The following is a 16,947-nucleotide window of genomic DNA, read 5'->3' as shown; positions in this document are numbered from 1 at the left end:
GTTATGGAAGAACTAATGATTATTACGAGTTATTTTCCTCCTGAGATAGGAGCTGCATCTAATCGTATATATCATTTGGCTGAGGGTTTAAGGTCCAGCTATAAGGTTCGTGTAGTGACACCGTTGCCAAATTACCCAACAGGTAAGATTTTTTCTGAATACAAAGGCAAATACAAATCTAAGACTTTAGAAAACGGCATTGAGGTAAATAGGATTTGGCTGTACGCAAGCAAATCTAAAAACAAGTTTGTACGTTTATTTGCTATGCTATCCTACAGTATAAGCATAATATGGTTTTTTACTTGCAACAAAATACCTAAGAAGGTTATTGTTCAATCTCCTCCATTGCTTGTTGCTTTTACCTGTATGTTTTTTTTGAGGTCTAAAAAACGAAAGTTAATCTTAAATGTTAGTGATTTATGGCCAAGTGCTGGGCTTGAGTTAGGTGCTTTAAAAAACAACTTTAGTTATAGTGTTTTAAAAAAGCTAGAGCGATTTAACTATAAAAATGCTGATTTAATCTTGGGGCAGAGTAATGAAATACTGTCGCATATTGAACAAATTACCAAAAAACCTGAGCTGTTTCTTTATCGTAATTATCCTAATATTCCGGTAAACAACATATCAGAAAACCATTCGGACACCAAAAAAATTAAGATAGTTTATGCTGGGCTTTTGGGTGTGGCTCAGGGAATTTTAAAACTATTTGAAAATTTAGACTATGATAATATTGAACTTCATATCTATGGTTCTGGCGCAGAAGAGGAAGATGTAAAATCTTATATTGAAACCAATAAAGAATTGCCCATTTTCTTTTATGGTCGAGTAGACAGAAGTGTTTTACACCAAGAATTAAAAAAATATGATGTTGCTATTATTCCACTGCTCAATAGAATATATGGATCGGTTCCGTCTAAAATTTTTGAATATGCAAAATTAGGACTCCCAATGCTATATTTTGGTGGAGGTGAAGGCGAGTCTGTAATCAGTAAACACAAATTAGGCTGGATAGCTGAAGCTGGAAACTATACTGAATTGAATTCAATAATCAACTCCATAAAAAAGTCAGATATAACTATTGAAAGAAAAAAAGCAATACAAGCTACAGCATGTACAAGCTTTGATTTAAACGCTCAATTAAATGGCTTAAAAGGCAAAATTTAATAAGCTTTATCCTCTCCCTTTATAGCATTAATGAAAGTCTGTACTATAATCTTTATATCGAGTAGTAAAGACCAGTTTTCAATATAAAAGATATCATATTTTACGCGGCCAATAATATCCTTATCCGTTTCAACTTCGCCTCTAAACCCACTAATTTGGGCTAAGCCTGTAATGCCAGGTTTAACAAAGTGTCTCACCATAAATTTGTCAATCTTCTTGGCGTACATATTGGTATGGCTCACCATGTGCGGCCTAGGACCAACCACAGACATGTCTCCAAAAAGGACATTAAAGAACTGAGGAAGCTCATCTATGCTCGTTTTTCTTATGAATTTACCAACTTTTGTTACTCGTTGATCTCCTCTTGTGGCTTGATATAAATTCGCGTCTTTATTTGGTGTCATAGACCTAAATTTGTAACAATCAAACTCTTTATAATTAAAACCATTTCTAGATTGCTTAAAAAACACTGGTCCTTTGGATTCTAATTTAATAAGAATTGCAATTAAAGGGGTTAACCATGATAAAACGAAAACAATTACAATACTTGAAAATAAAATATCAAAACCTCGTTTTATGACCATGTTTGCCGAATCTTCTAGTGGTATGGTTCTTAATGTTAAAACGGGTATGTAATCATAATATTCGTACCTAAGTCGTTTTGAATATATCTCTTTGCTATCTGGTATAAATTTTAAAATCTTTAGATTATTATCTGCAAAATCTACAATTTCAGCTATCTGAGAGTTTGTAAGTTCAGAAATGGAGCAATAAATTTCGTCTATTCGTTCATTTAGCACATAATCAAAGCAATCGCTCAATGTGTGCTCTTTATTCTTAAAGTTAAATGTCTTTTGGTGCAGATACCCATATTCTGGATTTTTATTGAAAAAACTTTCTAGAGCAAGTGTCTTTTTGTTTGCACCTAAAATAACTGTTGACCTGTAGTTTCCGCCAAACGAGACTCTATACTTCTGTAATAGATAATAAATTGTAAACTTAGAAACAGTAATTAACAAAGAACAAAGAAGCGTATATTTTACAATTGGCCTTGGGTAAATGTTTAATTCGTGGTACAGCCCCGAAAATGCAAACACTAAAAGCAAAAACAAGATAAATTGTTTTACTACAAGGGCCAAGATATTAACGGGTCTTGTATATCTATAGACTTCATAAAATTTTGAATAAATGGCCAATAAAACCCAACCGACAGATATAAATATTGAGAAAATTAAAGGGTCTTTGCCTTCTAGCAAATACAGAATTGCTACCCCATTTATAATACTTAAATCGATTAAGTAAGATATGGGTCTTAAATATCCTGAATATCTTCCGTGTTTAAATAAACTCAAATTTCTTGAAAATAGATGACAAAAGTAATTTTTTTCCTGAGCTTATTGGTTTTAAAGTGAATGAATTTTACTACTTTAAAGTTAGTACAAAAACCTAATATACACAAAACTAATCTGGAGTTTAGCAAGAGGTAATTTCATCAAAAAAGAAAAGGATGGTTCAGGTATTGAATACGCACTTTTTTTTGTTTCATATTTCACCCTCTAAGTTTCTAAGTTTCTTAAGCATTTTTGAAAGAATTTTATCTTTAGAGAAATTTTCAACAACATATTTTCTGCCATTGTTCCCATTAAGTATTAAGTTCTTTTTGTCAGAAATTAACTCATCAATGCTCTTTATAATATCTTTTGAATACTGGAAAAAGTACAAGCCTGCGCCAGAGGCTTCAAAGATAGATTTTACTTCAGAGGCTTCATTTCCTATAATTATCGAAGGTTTGGCACTTGCCATCATTCCCAATACTTTTGATGGCATAACGGTATCTAAAACTTCGGGCTTTTGAAAAAGAATATGTATATCTGCACTACACAAAAGATCTGAGAGTTCTTCAAATGGTACCGGAGAGTAATGTTTCACATTATTAAATTGTTTTGTTTCCTTTTTTACCCAATCTTTTTTTGAACCGTCTCCCACAACAATAATTTCGTACTTGTGTGGGTCGATATCATTACAAAATTCAACAAACACTTCCCAATCTTGCTTATCTCCTATATTACCAGAATATAAGATTTTTACCTTATCAGATGTTAAATAAGGATGTATCTTAGATTTATTGGGGTCAATTTTCTTATCGTCAATCCAGTTAGGCATGTAGTATTGTTCTGAATTGCTCTTTTCAGAAAATCTTTTTAACATGGTATTGCTTATGGTACTTCCCAGGTCTGGTTTAGAAAATAGCCATTTCTCTAGCCTAAATAGAAATGAAAAAACTATATTTTTATTTTTTCCCACTCCCGTCTGCAATGCCGCATCAAATTCAAAATCTTGAATATGCATCCAAAATTTCACTTTAAATCTCTTCTTTTGGATATAGCCAAGTAATGCTGATGTTGTAAAGGGAACAACCGATATAACTAAATCGCACTCTTTAATTTTAAACAAGTTTATAAATGACCCAACTGTGAAATCAGAAAGATGAATAACCCTCTTTAAGAAACTTGGATTCTTTGGCACATATTGTTTATACCTCAATATGGATATACCATTCCTTTCTTCTCTTAAGAAAGTCCTTTTGTTTTTATATGTTTTTGAAATCTCCCATTTAGGATAATAAGGAAAAGCCGTAACAACAGTAACATTGAAGCCTGCTTCTTTTAAAAATTCTACCCACTGAGTAGAATATAGACCAATTGCAGTATCTTCTGGAGCGTAGTTGAGACTTATAAATGTTACGTTTTTTATTTTCACAAATTAAATTCTATCTTTAATAGGTTTTGCTGGGCTGCCAACACATACCTTGTTAGGTGGTAAGTTAGAAAAAACACTACTCCGAGCCCCAACTATTGTAAAATCACCTATTGATACGGAAGGTGCAACATATACATCAGTTGCTAACCAGCACTTGTCACCAATGGTTATTTTTTTAGAGTATATATCGAAACTTTCAGAATTGTAGTCATGGGAACCTGTACATATATAACTCCTTTGAGATATTACGGTATTTGAACCTATCTCTATTTCTCCTAAAGAATACAGTACCACGCCGTCTCCAATCCAGCTGTAATCTCCGATAGAGATTTTCCAAGGGTATGTGATTTGTGCTGATGGCCTAACGATTACATTTTTTCCGATTTTTGCACCAAAACTTCGCAAAAGAAAACGTCTCCATCCATAAAATAGTTGTGGTGAAAGCTTAAAAAAGGTTGCTTGTATAAACCACCATAACTGCACAGACCATTTAGACTTGCCTCTAAAGTCTTTTGGGGTTTTATATGTTTTTAAGTTTTGCAACTGATTTTGTGTTTATGCCTCAAAAATAGCTTTTATACTTTCAATAAAATGTGATACACGATACTTTTCTTTCGCTTCATTAATGTTTTCTAATATAATTTTTTGGGAAGTTTCTTTGTTTTCTACAATATGCATTAAGACATCAACGATATGTTGAGAATCATTTTTCCTTACAAAAAAGCCGTTTTTCTTATTTGAAAAAATATCTGGTATTCCCGCGTGATTGGTAGTTATAATAATATTTCCTGTCGCCATTGCTTCGAGTATAGAAATAGGCTGTCCTTCCATTTTATAATACGTGGGTAAGATAAACACATTGCCCCAAGATAATAAGTTTCTTTTTTCGTCACCCGAGACAACACCTATATAAGCTGTGTTTTTAAGTTCTTTGAAATACGAATTAATTCTTTGAGCGCTGTCTTTATCTATGTTACCGGCTACTTTTGCCTCATAGTCAAAATTTGATTTTTCAAGAATCTTTAAACTATCTAGCAACTCAAAAACACCTTTCTCCTGCATTAAATTACTTAAAAAAATTATTTTTGGTTTTAATAATTTTAATTTTTCATTTACAGTATTTTCTTCGATATTATAGAGGTGATCTTCAACAAAATTATACAAAACGTGTATTTTTTTCTGTTCAATAAATGGAGACATATTTCCTTTTAATGATTCTGATAGAACAACTCCTTTAGATGTGTGTTTAAGAAGGTTTTTGAATATCTTTTTTTTAATTCCACTAAGCGTTTTATATTCTTCTCCTAAATGATTACCGTGAACATGAATTATTATCTCTTTTCTTAATAATTTGCTTAGGTGTATAAATAAAGAATATTTAACTACGCCAAAAAAAGTTTGGCCAGGTGTTAAGTATATAATTTTAGAAGTAAAAATTTTATACGCAAAAAAATTTAACTTTAGGTAAAACCAAATTTTATAAAGAGAGAGTGCGCCCAAACTTTCATCAAACCTATCTAGGGAGGTGTTTATAAAATCGATTTGATAGCCTTCAGTTTTTTTAAAACTTTCAAAAACAACTTTATTGGCTAATGAAACTCCTGTGGTAGGTTCTGGTAATGGACCTATTAGTAAAACTTTTAACATTTAGATTTTTGTATACTACTAAATGCAAAGTAATTAATAAAAAATGAGAAAAGTATTATACCGTTTTGTCTATCTAAGATATTTTCAAATATCATATTTCCAAAAAATAATATAACTATAAAAAGGTATATTATGTTTTTGGATTTATAAGCAAGTTTAAAGTTGTATGCCAATATAGTTAGTAGTGACACAAGCCCTAATATCCCTGAGCTCATCAACGCACCAAAATATTGATTGTGCGTGTTGTATTTGGTGCCTTTAAAAATATTAGGAAAATCACTATAGCATTCGGTTAAAACATTTAACACATCACCTATTCCATAGCCTAGAACAGGGTTTTCCATAACTGACTTCAACGAACATTCATATATTTTTAATCTAATTGAGGTAGAGCCTGCAGTATTTGTGCCATCAATAAAAAAAGTAAATAATTCTAAAAACCTATTTCTAACTGGAGCAATTGTCATTGAAATTATAAACAATATAGAAACAAGAGCTATAAACAAAAATATCTTTTTTATGTTGCCTTTTCTTATGAAATAAGCCAATAAAATTATAAGCATTAATATTATTGCCCCTTTTCTCATCATCATAAATAGCATTAATAGTAAAAACAAGTTGGAAATATAAAATAAGTTTTTCAACCCCTTTGTATTAATATATTTATTAATTCGAATTGAAAAAATTAGAGAAATACAGATGAACAATGATGCATAAATTGGATGTATGGAATATTTCCAGTATTTAGAATTTATTCTCTCAGATATATGGATAAAGTAGTTTTTATTAAATCGACCATCAAAAAAATTATAAATTAAAATTCCTACAAAAAAAATAATTGTTGATATATAGAATAATAGCATAATATGTTTTTCAAAGTTTTTAAGTGATACTTTGGTCTTGTGAACCACCAAATAAAAACATAAGGGAACAACCAATGTAGGAAGAAGCCTTAGTGTTAAATCAATTCCATAACTGTAATTGCTTGAATAGATAACACTTATAGCACACATTATAAAGAAAGAACTATTAATTAACAGCAATTTGTTAACGGTTGGTCTATTGTTTACTTCGACTTCATTTTTCATAAATAGTAGAAGTAATACAATTGGGCTAAATACTATGGTAGGTATATTTCTAAAGTTTTCAGGCAATAGAAGTGATATGGAAAATATATATATAGCAAATACTAAAAGAATTACTAGATAATATATACCTTTTTTAGATGTTATCACTTTATATTTTTTTTGTAAACATTGCTCGCACAAAAAACCCTATTATTAATGGAAGAATATACATGCCTATGAAAGTGCCTACATAATATGAAAACCCATTAGTAAAATCTCCTCTTAAAAGAAAAATTAAATGTACGGAGAAATAAAAAGCGGCAATTTTTTTTAATGGGTCATTGGATTTTAGCCACTTAAGAAAAAAGACCACAACAAAACCTAACGCAATTGCCATTAAAATAACACCTAATATTCCAAGGTTAATATAGCCCTCGGACACAACTGGATTAGATAAATTATCGTAATTAAATCCGTAATCATCAATGAGGTAACCTCCTATTAATTCACCTGTAGAATATGGCTTTGAAACCCAAATAGATCTCGGAATAAAGAATAATAATCCACTGGACAATTGGTAACCGAAAGAAAGTCCATAAACTGAAACATAATCGATAGTAGCCATTATATTGGCAAAGGCATCATAGTGCAAAATTTTAAATGTATCAAAAATACCTTCCTCTCTGTAATGGTCGGCGAGAAGCCCTGGGTTACTAATTATATCATCAAAAGTAGCATCTAAATGTGTTAGAGAAGATATGAGAGGAAAAGCAATAATCAGTGATAAAAACAAAAAAACAAACATCTTAGCGTTTGTATTTATTAGTTTGGGGTAAAAAATAAAAATCATGGCTATGTAGAGCGGTCCGATTGCATTTCTTTTCTCTGTAAGAGGGTTTTTTAACAATAGAGTGGTCAGAACTAATACCATTAGCGCAATGAAGACGATCATTGTGTTTGTTGAAACTCTTCTTTTGAGTTTTAAATAATAAACTGCAAGAACGGCTCCTGCCAAAGGAAGGGTAAATAACACTTTCTTTTTAATAAGCATAGCCGAAACTGAAATATCCATAGCTTTCTTAACGCGCCAATGAGATTCACTAATTTGAAGAATTAGGTAATCATAGTTCAACACCAATATTACAATTCCCAAAAAGGAAAATGTAAGAACTTTAAGACTAATTAAAGGGTCATTATTAAAATTGTTTTTTACTTGTTTTTTAAAAAACGTTGTCTTTTTTAAATAAACATAGCAAGAATAAAAGACAAGATGAAATAATAATATAACAAGATTTGTTTCTACAACACCACCCGTTGTTGCGGGGAAAAAATTTGGAAACAAGTTACTCCCTTCGCTTTTCATACCAAGCAATTGAATTAGTGGGGCAACTAAAAAAAACAAATAGTTAAAAACGATATATGCGGAAATAAACGGTGAATATAATTTTTCTTTTACAATGTGATTAAAGGTTATATATGTTAAAAAAATGAAGTTAATGAAGAACGAAAGCCACACTAATATATTAAGCTGTAAGCTCCATATAAATAATAGTGAACTTACAAGTAAATAGGTGAAAAGAATTAATGTCCTTAATTTCAAAATTTGATTTTATTTTCTGCTTAAAACAGATAATACTGTTAGATTAATCTTGTCTGTCATATATATATAAGTGACACCAAATACGTTCCATGATGCATATGAAAAAGCCGTACTCATAGCGGCTCCTATCATACCATATCTTGGCACTAAAATGAGATTTAAGATCAAATTAACAAACAATGATAAAAATATAATATTACGAAACTTTTTCTGTCTTCCAGTCATATTAAAATATAAGCCCACTGGTCCGCAAAAAGCGTTAAACATTTGTCCAATTAGTATTAAAATCATTGCGGTAGAGGCTAAGACGTAATTCGACCCAAAAAACGCCAAAATAGATTTAGAAAACACTAGCATGATCAAAATTAATGGACAGGTAAATATAAAATTTATAATTACCCCCTTTTTGATTATACTTTTAAGTTCTAATTTTTTGTCAGAATAGAATAGGTTTGAAATTTTAGGGGCCATGGTTGCGTTAATAGATGACAACACTATGCTCACGATTGCCGAAATTTTTATCGCTACACCGTAATAGGCGACAGTCTCAAAGGTATAATGCTTTTCTAGCAGGAAAATGTCGAAGCTTTGCATAATTAAAAGTGAGACGAAAGTTAACGACATTGGAAATGAAACGGTTAAAATTTCTTTTAAATTCCAATTTATTACTTTTTTGAACAAATAATCTTTTCGGTTAAAATAAGTTGCGATAACACCGGTTGAAGATAAGAACAGTAGATAAAATAATATAATATACCCATTTAATATAAAATTAATTGAATCGAAAATTAAAAGGATTAACACTAATGCCAATAGTCCGCCGTACCTGAAAATATTTCTGTAAAACTCAGAAAAGATAAGTTTGTCAAGCCCTCTTAAAACTTCAAGATTGAGCATAGTATATGAAAACGGTAAAATAATCAGCATAACTTTGTCAAAAATTGAAATTTTATCTTCGTTGAAAAATTCAATATCAAAAACTCTTGATATAAGTAAATATGCTGTAACAAAAGCAACATAGCCAAGAAAAACTAGTAAATATTTCTTTTTGGTTAAAGTTACAATCCCTTCATCATTACCTTCTGCTTTAAATCTTCCTGTAAATTGAAGAAAAGAACTATTCATACCAAATAAAGCGAGGGAACCTAGAAGAATAGACATGGAGTTTAGATAATTATATTTACCTACTAAAATTTCAGAAGCATAGTTTGTTAATAAAAACAGAGCCAAAAATTGACATCCAGACCCTAAAACCCTCAATACCATCACCTTAAAGCTGTCTTGAAATAAGCGCCCTTTGATAATTTGTTGAAGCTTTTGAATAATAGCCATACATTTACCAATTGTCATCTTTTTCATAGCCTAAATCTATGAGTGTTTGGCCTGCGTATTTTTTAAATACTACTTTTGCTTCGTCATCGAAATAGTTTTTCCAATCACCAGAGATTCCCTTTCTTAGAAAGCTTGATTTGTCTTCTGTTCCCGGCTTTCTCTTGGTTTGGTTTTCAAATGAAAATTTATGGACTATATCTTTTAAGTGATTTTTACAAACATTGTCTTTTTTAAAGAAATGATCCACCAGTTTGGTCATTTCTAATTCGGTATTTAGCAGCATGTCTTCATACCTAATTATATAAACATTATCTTTACTCTTGCTTACATTAAGCCACTTTTTGTTGTAAGTTGCCCAATCACCAGGGTAGTTAAAAAATTTTAGCTTTGAGGGCTGGTCTGTAAACAAAAACTCGATAAAGGTCGATAAATTAGAATTGATATCTTCATAATTCTTAAATTGTAATTTATCTCTATAATAGTTTACTAATTTAGGATTTTTTTTATTCTTATTATTCCACACTAAATAGTGAAAATAAGAGGAAACCATTATATCTCTTCCGTCTCTAACTAACCATACAATCTTTTTATTCTTATCTATGAAATATTTGGGTTGATAATGACTGTGGTATATAGCCCTACCAAAAACTGGAAATTTGTTCTGTGGGAAAGGTATTTTTAATATGCCAGAGATTAACTGGGTCAACCATGTCCCACCAGACTTTGGATACTCCACAACTAAAACCGAATTGTTAAAGTGCGTAATAGAATTAACGTATATAAGTCTAAGAGCGTGCTCTATTTTTTTTATTATCATTTCAGTTTTTTCCAGACGTCTAAATTAATACTTAAAAGGTTTTCGAGGTTATCAATATCTTCACTAAAATCTTTTCTTAGGTTTTCTAATGTCTCCTTGTCTTCTGGTATTTTGTTGAGGTTTTTATTAAAAGTAAAGTTTTTAATTTTAGCCTTAGTTTTTTCACTGAGAATTCTTTTAAAAATATCTTTAATAAAATAGTCTTTGGTTAATAAATTGTGTAGAAACACCGATTTGGGTTTACCAGATTTATTAACAATAGCTGAACTAATTTTGTGAGAACCCTCCGCGCCTAAAAACGTTAGCACATCGTTAACCACTTTCTCTTGATTTTTTATAAAATCTTCAAATATTATGATTTTAACATTTTTGAAGTTTTCTATATAAGCTTTGACAGATGAATAGTAAAGACCTTCTGCTTTATATGCCCAAATAAATTCAAAACCTTTTTGTAATCTCTCTTTTTCCTTTTCTAATCCTACTTGAAAAGATTCTACTTCCCTTGAGTCTCTAACCAAATGCTTATATGCTGAAAATGCTCTTGAGGCTGGTTCTCTCAGCATAATAATAATTTTTGGATTCCCTATAGTATTTTTTATAATAGGAATAACCATGTCGTGGTAATATAACGTGTCCACACTTGCTTCTCCTTTTATGGAATTTATAGGGGCTTTTGAAAATAATCTTTTATAATCTTCTAGGGATTTAATACTTTTTTTCAAGGTATAGTCATCACCTGGTCCTTTGTATTTATTCTTTAAAAATGAGTATGTAAGGTACTTTGGCTCTTTGGGAGTTGAGATAAAAATGCCTTTTGTTTGGCTTAAATGAGATGACAAAGCCGTGGTGCCACACTTAGAAGCTCCTACTATTAAAAAATCTGGTAAGTCATTTTTATCCATTGAAAGAGTAGGCGGTTTTCACTTCTTAAGTTTATTGATAATATTTGGTTTTAATATTAATCTTGGAAAATGCTGACCGTTGATTTTTTTCGTCACGAAAATATTATTCTCGTCATCATAAGAAACAAATTTATTTAATCTAAAGTAGTCTTTGATTTGATCATTTGATGCCAATATTGCATTTGATCCATAGGTTAATTCAACACTACTAATTTCAACATTTTTTTCCGCTTTATTTCCTAAGTCCAATATAATGAGGTTTGAAAAGATTCCTTCAAAAAATGTTACTTCCAATGTTTCCATAGCTGTAGAAGTGGGTATCACCTCATAAGCGGAAATATTCATTTTTTGAAACTCATCTATTTTAACATTATTCATTATAAGTGAAAATTTATCTTCAACAGATGTCTTTAATTTTATTGTAGCTTTGAAAACTTTTGGAGTAACTACTTCGGGCTTAACCTCTTGTTTAGGATTGTTTTTTTTCTCCTCATTACAATTGGTAATTAAAAATGAAGCTAAAGCGATTAGCCCTATTTTAAATGTTTTTTTAAAAGTCATATCGTCGTGTTTATGTCAACAGTGGTATTTTATACTATCATACCAGCTGCTACTGTCTCATTTGTAGCGTCGTCTATTAAAATAATACTACCAGTAGTCCTGTTTTCTCTGTAAGAATCTACCATAAGGGGCTTTGTGGTCCTTATCTTAACTTTTGAGATATCGTTCATGTTTAAGGTTTTATCTTCCGTGATACGATTCAATGTTTCTATATTTATTTTGTAAATAACCTCTTTAATCATTGCCTTCTGTTCATTGGTTGTGTGTTTGATACTGTACTTAGCTCTTGGCTTTGCGGAATTATTGTGTAACCAACAAAGCATAACCTCAATATCTTGAGAAGGCTCCGGCTTATTATTAGACCTTACAATCATGTCTCCTCTACTTATATCAATGTCATCTTCTAAAGTGACCGATACAGACATTGGTGCGTATGCTTCTGTTAATGATTTATCTAAAACATCGATTGATTTTATTTTAGATGAAAAGCCAGAGGGCATAGCCGTCACCTCATCACCAACTCTAAATATACCACTGGCAACTCTACCGGCATACCCTCTATAATCTCTGTGGGTACCATTCTGAGGTCTAATTACAGTTTGAACAGGAAATCTGGCATCAACCTTATTTATATCGCTACTAATATGCATGGTCTCTAAGGTATGTAAGAGGGGCGCTCCTTGATACCAATCCATATTTTTAGATCTATTTACTACATTATCTCCGTTTAAGGCACTAATGGGTATAAAGCGAATATCTTGAACAAGCAGTTTAGATGAAAATTCCTCAAATTGATTGATTACTTTGTTATATGCATCCTCAGAATAATCAACCAAATCCATTTTGTTTATACAAACAATAACGTGTGGTATCTGTAATAAAGAAGCTATGAACGAATGTCTTTTTGTCTGTTCAATAACACCATGCCTAGCATCAACGAGAATGATAGCTGCGTTAGCAGTTGAGGCACCAGTGACCATATTTCTAGTATATTGAATATGCCCAGGAGTATCTGCTATTATAAACTTGCGTTTTGGAGTTGTAAAATACCTATAGGCCACATCTATAGTTATGCCTTGTTCTCTTTCATCCCTGAGCCCATCTGTAAACAGGGCTAAATCTACACCATCGTGCCCTTTCTTTTTACTGGTGTTTTCAATTGACTGTAATTGATCTTCAAAAATAGATTTTGAATCGTACAGCAATCGACCAATTAAGGTACTTTTGCCATCATCTACACTGCCTGCGGTTGTAAACCGTAATAATTGATTGTTATCTAACATTACTCGTTATTTCTTAAAAATATCCTTGACGTTTTCTATCTTCCATTGCAGATTCAGAACGCTTATCATCACTTCTATTGCCTCGTTCTGTTTGTCTCATCCCAGACACTTCATCTGCGATTTTTTCCAAAGTGTCTGCATCAGACTCTATACCACCTGTTATTGTTATATCGCCAAGTGTTCTAAATCGAATTTTCTTTGTTACAATTTCCTCATCATCTTCTAATATCAAAAACTCAGAATTAGGTATCCAGCTATCTTGTCTCCAAACGACTTCACGTTCATGTGCAAAATATAATGATGGTATGGCTATGTTTTCTCTTTTAATGTAGTTCCAAACATCCATTTCTGTCCAGTTACTGATTGGAAAAGCTCTAAAATGCTCACCTTCAAAATGTTTGCCGTTGAAAATGTTCCAAAGCTCTGGTCTTTGGTTTTTAGGATCCCACTGACCAAAATCATCCCTATGCGAAAAAAAACGTTCTTTAGCTCTCGCTTTTTCTTCATCTCTACGCCCACCACCAATAGCGCAATCTATTTTATTAGTCTCTATAGCATCAAGAAGTGTTGTGATTTGCAGTGCATTTCTTGTAGCGTTTTTTCCTTTTTCTTCAGATACACGTCCTTCATCAATAGATTCTTGTACCGAACCTACAATAAGTTCAACACCCAATTCTTTTATAATGTTATCTCTAAATTGAATGGTTTCCGGAAAATTATGCCCTGTATCAACATGCATAAGTGGAAAAGGAATCTTTGCTGGATAAAATGCTTTTCTCGCTAAGTGTGTAACCAAAATAGAGTCTTTTCCACCTGAAAATAAAATTACAGGGTTGTCAAACTGGGCCCATACTTCACGTAAGACAAAAATAGCCTCACTCTCTAATTCATCTAAGTAATTTAAATAATATTTACTCATTTTTGAGTTTTAATTTTGGTTTTATAAATTCAATGATCCTTTCGGCGGCGTCCTCTATAGATTCATTTTCAGTTTTGATTTCTATGTCTGGGTTTTCTGGAGCTTCATAGGGAGCAGAAATCCCTGTCATGTTTTTAATTTCTCCTGCTCTGGCTCTCTTATACAGACCTTTTACATCTCTTCGTTCGCATTCATCAACGCTCGTATTAATATAAATTTCAACAAAGTTAATATCTTTGACGATAGTTCTAATATTCTCTCTATCTTTTTTATAAGGAGAAACGAATGCGGCTAAAACCACTAAACCTGCATCAACCAAGAGATTTGCAATTTCAGCAATTCTGCGAATATTTTCCGTTCTATCACCTGGTGAAAATGAAAGGTCTTTATTAATTCCTTTTCTAATATTGTCGCCATCTAAGGTATAAGTATTAATACCTCTCTGAAATAACTTTTGTTCCACCACATTTGCTATGGTAGATTTTCCTGAGCCCGATAAACCCGTAAACCATAACACAAAAGAACTATGGTTATTTGAGGCTAGTCTGTTTTCTTTAGAAATCTGATAGCTATGTGGTATAATGTTTTTTGACATATTATCTTCTCTTACCATAAAAAAAGCGCCTAATTCTACCCAAAGGAAGTTTTAGCCATATTCTTTCATGTAAATAATAAAGTGCGAATTTCGTAAATAATTCTGTAAGCGCAATATATAGTGCTATCTGATCAAATGATTCTAAAACAGATCCCGAAATAAAAAAAGTCATTGTGGTTGCAATGATACGCCACGAAATTGTCTTTCTAAGTGTTTGCTTTTGAGTAACTTTCTTGTTTACTAGTATCTTTTGCCAGGCTCTCTCATGAAAATAGTAAATTATAAACTTTACCAAAAACTCAATTACCCCAATCTTAATAGCGCTGTCTATACTACAGTTTCCGTCTAAGCAAGTAACTAAAAGCACAACCAAAACAGTATCGGTCGTTGCAACTACTCGCCAAGAAACACCCTTAAGGACACTTCTAATATGTGACTCGGTTTTATAAACGGTCATGTTCTATTGATTTGAGACTACAAACCACGGGTTTAATAAGTTTTCTTTATTGTAAAGAAGTGCTTCTTTAGTATCTTCTGAAATTACTTTAATACCAACAGCATTGCAAATGGCTTGGCCCGCTGCTGTATCCCACTCCATGGTAGGTGCAAATCTAGGGTAAATGTCTGCATTACCTTCTGCAACTAGGCAAAACTTCAATGAGCTTCCTTTTGAAACTATATTAACCTCTTTTCCTGTTGATTTAATTTTTTCAACAAAATCCATTGTTTCTTGGCTCATATGAGAACGGCTTCCGACGACTTCAACCGAATTTGAAGGTGTTTTTGGTTTTAGCGGTTTCGCAATTGCGTCAACCATATCTATAGAAGAACCATGGGAGGGTAAATCTGCAGAATAAGCTAACTCCTTTTGTACATCTGCAAAATATAGCCGTTTTATAGCTGGTACATAAATCACACCCAATAAAGGTCTTCCATGCTCAACCAAAGCTATGTTTGCTGTAAATTCTCCGTTTCTTTTGATAAACTCTTTGGTCCCGTCTACAGGGTCTACAATCCAGCAAGTGTCCCAGTTTTTCCTTATAGCATAGTCAATTCTTCTGTTTTCTTCACTAATTATTGGTATACCTGTGCTTTTTAGATAGGAGTTTATAACATCATTCGCTTTTTTATCAGCTTCTGTCAGGGGTGATTTATCGTCTTTTATTTCAACATTAAATGCTGTATCATAAACTTCCATAATTGCCTTACCTGCATTTAGAGATGCTTTAATTGCTGTTTGTAGATTCTTATTTTTTGGTATACCAGTCATACATTTCCTTAATTCCGTTTTCTAAATTCACTTTATGCTTCCAGCCTAATTCATTAAGTTTAGAAACATCTGTTAACTTTCTCAGTGTTCCGTCTGGTTTTTCTGAATTGAAAACCAACTCCCCATTAAATCCAACAATTGATTTTATCATCACCGCCAGTTCAGAAATTGAAATATCTTCACCTGTTCCAATGTTTATATGCGTATTGCGTATTTCAGTTTGCCCCTTTGTATATGTGTCTACAAAATTCCTCTTTTCCATAATAAAAACACACGCATCTGCCATATCTTTTGACCACAAAAACTCTCTTTTGGGTTTTCCCGTTCCCCATATTTCAACTGAGTTTCCACTTACGCCAAACTTTGAAAGATAGACTTTAGCCTCCTCTATATCAGAAACGCAAAGATCTGAAACTACTTCTTTGTATCTATTTTCAGAAAGTAGTTTTGCCAAATGAATTTTTCTAATCAATGCAGGAAGGACATGAGACCTTTCTAAGTCAAAGTTGTCATTTGGGCCATAGAGATTTGTTGGCATTACTGATATAAAGTTGGTGTTATGCTGTATATTATAGCTTTCGCACATTTTTATACCTGCGATTTTTGCTATTGCATAGGGTTCGTTGGTGTATTCTAGCTCATCAGTAAGCAGATATTCTTCTTTCATGGGCTGAGTGCAGTCTTTTGGATAGATACAGGTACTCCCTAAAAAAAGTAACTTCTTAACGCTGTTAACATAGCTTTGGTGTATTACGTTGTTCTGAATCATTAGATTTTCATATATAAAATCCGCCCTATAAACATTATTTGCAACTATACCTCCTACTTTTGCTGCAGCCAGAAAAACATACTCTGGTTTTTCTTTAACGAAAAACTCTGCAACATTTTTTTGGTTAGTTAAATCTAACTCTTTATGCGTTTTTGTGACAATATTTTGATAACCTTTGCTTTGGAGATTTTCCAATAATGCACTTCCCACAAGGCCTCTATGTCCTGCAACATAAATTTTAGAATCTTTTTTCATACAGGT

Annotated in this window: 17 protein-coding genes; 1 reads left to right on the top strand and 16 read right to left on the bottom strand. The window is 32.0% G+C overall.

Annotated features, from left to right (window positions below; genetic code table 11):
• The first annotated feature begins 3 nt into the window (after window positions 1-3).
• Complete coding sequence (locus SIB89_RS09645; RefSeq protein WP_412559622.1) at window positions 4-1,164, top strand: glycosyltransferase family 4 protein; 1,161 nt, start codon at window positions 4-6, stop codon at window positions 1,162-1,164.
• Here the strand turns inward: SIB89_RS09645 and SIB89_RS09640 are convergent.
• From SIB89_RS09640 to SIB89_RS09565, 16 genes are all read right to left on the bottom strand, one after another.
• Window positions 1,161-2,516, bottom strand: coding sequence for an undecaprenyl-phosphate glucose phosphotransferase (locus SIB89_RS09640; protein WP_412559621.1), 1,356 nt, complete (start codon window positions 2,514-2,516; stop codon window positions 1,161-1,163). The genes SIB89_RS09645 and SIB89_RS09640 overlap by 4 nt on opposite strands.
• A 190-nt stretch (window positions 2,517-2,706) precedes the next feature.
• The gene (locus SIB89_RS09635; protein ID WP_412559620.1) at window positions 2,707-3,924 is read right to left on the bottom strand and encodes a WcaI family glycosyltransferase; all 1,218 of its coding nucleotides are present in this window, start codon (window positions 3,922-3,924) and stop codon (window positions 2,707-2,709) included.
• Between the two features lie 3 nt (window positions 3,925-3,927).
• On the bottom strand, window positions 3,928-4,467 hold the full coding sequence (locus SIB89_RS09630; protein ID WP_412559619.1) for a putative colanic acid biosynthesis acetyltransferase: 540 nt from the start codon (window positions 4,465-4,467) through the stop codon (window positions 3,928-3,930).
• Window positions 4,468-4,479: 12 nt separating this feature from the next.
• Window positions 4,480-5,571 carry a glycosyltransferase family 4 protein gene (locus SIB89_RS09625; protein WP_412559618.1) on the bottom strand — a complete coding sequence of 364 codons (1,092 nt, stop codon included), beginning with the start codon at window positions 5,569-5,571 and terminating at the stop codon, window positions 4,480-4,482.
• Window positions 5,565-6,659 (bottom strand): O-antigen ligase family protein, encoded by a 1,095-nt coding sequence (locus SIB89_RS09620; protein ID WP_412559617.1) that lies wholly within the window; start codon window positions 6,657-6,659, stop codon window positions 5,565-5,567. Before SIB89_RS09620 ends, SIB89_RS09625 begins: the two co-directional genes overlap by 7 nt.
• A 148-nt stretch (window positions 6,660-6,807) precedes the next feature.
• Window positions 6,808-8,040, bottom strand: a complete 1,233-nt coding sequence (gene wzy, locus SIB89_RS09615; RefSeq protein ID WP_412559616.1) for an O-antigen polysaccharide polymerase Wzy — start codon at window positions 8,038-8,040, stop codon at window positions 6,808-6,810.
• Between the two features lie 207 nt (window positions 8,041-8,247).
• Window positions 8,248-9,597 (bottom strand): polysaccharide biosynthesis C-terminal domain-containing protein, encoded by a 1,350-nt coding sequence (locus SIB89_RS09610; protein WP_412559615.1) that lies wholly within the window; start codon window positions 9,595-9,597, stop codon window positions 8,248-8,250.
• Complete coding sequence (locus tag SIB89_RS09605) at window positions 9,575-10,387, bottom strand: sulfotransferase domain-containing protein (protein ID WP_412559614.1); 813 nt, start codon at window positions 10,385-10,387, stop codon at window positions 9,575-9,577. The genes SIB89_RS09610 and SIB89_RS09605 overlap by 23 nt, the downstream gene beginning before the upstream one ends.
• Window positions 10,384-11,289 (bottom strand): sulfotransferase family protein, encoded by a 906-nt coding sequence (locus tag SIB89_RS09600; protein ID WP_412559613.1) that lies wholly within the window; start codon window positions 11,287-11,289, stop codon window positions 10,384-10,386. Before SIB89_RS09600 ends, SIB89_RS09605 begins: the two co-directional genes overlap by 4 nt.
• A gap of 18 nt (window positions 11,290-11,307) precedes the next feature.
• Window positions 11,308-11,850 carry a hypothetical protein gene (locus SIB89_RS09595; RefSeq protein ID WP_412559612.1) on the bottom strand — a complete coding sequence of 181 codons (543 nt, stop codon included), beginning with the start codon at window positions 11,848-11,850 and terminating at the stop codon, window positions 11,308-11,310.
• A gap of 29 nt (window positions 11,851-11,879) precedes the next feature.
• Window positions 11,880-13,133, bottom strand: coding sequence for a sulfate adenylyltransferase subunit 1 (locus SIB89_RS09590; protein ID WP_412559611.1), 1,254 nt, complete (start codon window positions 13,131-13,133; stop codon window positions 11,880-11,882).
• A gap of 13 nt (window positions 13,134-13,146) precedes the next feature.
• A complete protein-coding gene (cysD, locus tag SIB89_RS09585) occupies window positions 13,147-14,052 on the bottom strand; it encodes a sulfate adenylyltransferase subunit CysD (protein ID WP_412559610.1) in 906 nt (301 codons plus the stop codon).
• On the bottom strand, window positions 14,045-14,647 hold the full coding sequence (gene cysC / locus SIB89_RS09580) for an adenylyl-sulfate kinase (protein ID WP_412559609.1): 603 nt from the start codon (window positions 14,645-14,647) through the stop codon (window positions 14,045-14,047). The genes cysD and cysC overlap by 8 nt, the downstream gene beginning before the upstream one ends.
• 1 nt (window position 14,648) lies before the next feature.
• Window positions 14,649-15,104, bottom strand: a complete 456-nt coding sequence (locus SIB89_RS09575) for a DUF2061 domain-containing protein (RefSeq protein WP_412559608.1) — start codon at window positions 15,102-15,104, stop codon at window positions 14,649-14,651.
• A gap of 3 nt (window positions 15,105-15,107) precedes the next feature.
• Complete coding sequence (gene cysQ, locus SIB89_RS09570) at window positions 15,108-15,917, bottom strand: 3'(2'),5'-bisphosphate nucleotidase CysQ (RefSeq protein ID WP_412559607.1); 810 nt, start codon at window positions 15,915-15,917, stop codon at window positions 15,108-15,110.
• A complete protein-coding gene (locus SIB89_RS09565) occupies window positions 15,895-16,941 on the bottom strand; it encodes a GDP-L-fucose synthase family protein (protein WP_412559606.1) in 1,047 nt (348 codons plus the stop codon). The genes cysQ and SIB89_RS09565 overlap by 23 nt, the downstream gene beginning before the upstream one ends.
• Window positions 16,942-16,947: the final 6 nt, after the last annotated feature.

It is taken from the genome of Winogradskyella sp. MIT101101 (assembly GCF_047126865.1).
Classification (GTDB): Bacteria; Bacteroidota; Bacteroidia; order Flavobacteriales; family Flavobacteriaceae; genus Winogradskyella; species Winogradskyella ouciana.
Note: the sequence above shows the minus strand (reverse complement) of the source record. Positions and strands in the feature narration are given on the sequence as shown.